A 1,266-nucleotide genomic window follows, 5' to 3' on the forward strand; every position below is an offset into this window, starting at 1 on the left:
TGTAGTGGCATAGTTAATTTGGCCACCCATTAAGAAAGAAATGTTATGCTAATAAGCATACAAATTTGGGTGAAAAAATGACGAAATTAAAACGCGCAACGTATTCTGCGGCAATCAAATTAGAAACAGCTCAGCTTGTAGTTGACCAAGGTTATACGCAAGAGGATGCAGCCAAGGCTATGGGTGTTGGTAAATCAACTGTAAGTAAGTGGGTTACTCAATTAAAGCAAGAACGTAATGGTCAAGCACCATCTGCTTCACCAATGACGCCCGAACAAATTGAAATCCGCGAACTTAAAAAGCAAATCCAACGCATTGAATTAGAAAAGGATATATTAAAAAAGGCTACCGCTCTCTTGATGTCCGACTCCCTGAACAATTCTCGTTAATTGAGAAACTAAATCAACGAGAGCGTTACCCAATTAGCGTGCTGTGTAACGTATTCAATGTGCATCGTAGCAGCTATAAATATTGGGCTATACGGGATACAACGCCGACGCCAGAGCAAATAAGGCTAGAAGCTGAAGTTAAAGCCATACATGCAATGAGCGGCGGCTCAGCTGGGGCGCGGACAATCGCGGCAATAGCAACGAACAATGATTTTGAATTGAGTCGTTATCGTGCTGCTAAGCTAATGGTTAAATTAAAGCTTGAAAGCTGCCAAGTACCTCAACATTCATATAAACGTGGTGGTAATGAACACCTTGAAATTCCAAACCTGCTTGATAGACAATTTGATGTTGTTGAGCCAGATACAGTGTGGTGCGGTGATGTGACGTATATTTGGGTAGGTAATCGCTGGGCTTATTTAGCCGTTGTAATTGATTTATTTGCACGTAAAGTAGTTGGCTGGGCCATGTCGTTGTCGCCAGATACTAATTTAACGTTAAAAGCACTTGAACTCGCGTATGAAAGTAGAGGAAAACCGACAGGACTGATGTTTCATTCAGACCAAGGTAGTCATTATACAAGTTTAAAATATCGTCAACGTTTATGGCGCTATAAAATTACACAAAGTATGAGCAGGCGCGGAAATTGTTGGGATAATGCGCCAATGGAGCGATTTTTTAGAAGCTTTAAAACGGAGTGGATGCCAAAGGTTGGATACGAAAACTTTAAAGATGCTAAATATAGTGTGAGTGATTATATCAACGGATATTACAACAACGTTAGGCCACATCATTATAATGCTGGTTTAGCGCCAAATGAATCTGAGGTTAGATACCAAGATTCTAAAACTGTGGCCAAAATTAGTTGACCACTACA

The 1,266-nt window shown here is 40.4% G+C and carries 1 protein-coding gene; it reads left to right on the top strand.

Annotated elements, in window-relative coordinates; all coding sequences use genetic code 11:
- Positions 1-77: 77 nt before the first annotated feature.
- Positions 78-1,258, top strand: a protein-coding gene (locus BW139_RS18120) for an IS3 family transposase (RefSeq protein ID WP_139336352.1) whose coding sequence is annotated in 2 segments (ribosomal slippage) — positions 78-336 and positions 336-1,258 — 1,182 coding nt in all. Because the reading frame shifts where the segments join, the coding sequence is not laid out codon by codon here.
- The last annotated feature ends 8 nt before the right edge of the window (positions 1,259-1,266 follow it).

This window comes from Pseudoalteromonas sp. SK18, assembly GCF_001974855.1.
In the GTDB taxonomy this organism is placed as follows: domain Bacteria; phylum Pseudomonadota; class Gammaproteobacteria; order Enterobacterales; family Alteromonadaceae; genus Pseudoalteromonas.